General features: G+C 28.5%; 1 protein-coding gene. It reads right to left on the reverse strand.

Features of this window, described 5'->3' with window-relative positions; genetic code table 11:
* Positions 1–231 (reverse strand): hypothetical protein (locus tag Z053_RS29660; protein WP_035097358.1); only part of this gene is annotated, 231 nt, incomplete at its 3' end.
* Positions 232–414 lie beyond the last annotated feature (183 nt).

Raw genomic sequence — 414 nt, forward strand, 5'->3', positions numbered from 1 at the left:
TATCCTATGATTATTTGATTTTTTAGACAATATTGGTTTTCCTTTTATAGATTCTCTAATTGGGTTTTCTTCTACATCAAAACCAATCGCAAAAACACTATTTAACAAATGTTCCTCCCAAGATTGAATACTTATCAAACGATCATCTTTTAGTATATATTTAGTCTCCTCTTTTATTAAAACAGAATAAATACTATCATTAACACTATTGCTTATAGTGTTTGCCATCATGACTCCTCCAACGGGATTTCTAACTTATCAGAAGAACGTAAAAAATATATCTATGACTTTATAGATATGTGTTTACGTGATTATAAAACACAAAAAGCTTACTCATCATAACACAATAAAAAAATCCACAACAGTAATGCTGTGGATTTATAATATTAATCAAACTCGGATTGCAATCCGAGT

It is taken from the genome of Aquimarina megaterium XH134, assembly GCF_000520975.1.
GTDB lineage: Bacteria > Bacteroidota > Bacteroidia > Flavobacteriales > Flavobacteriaceae > Aquimarina > Aquimarina megaterium.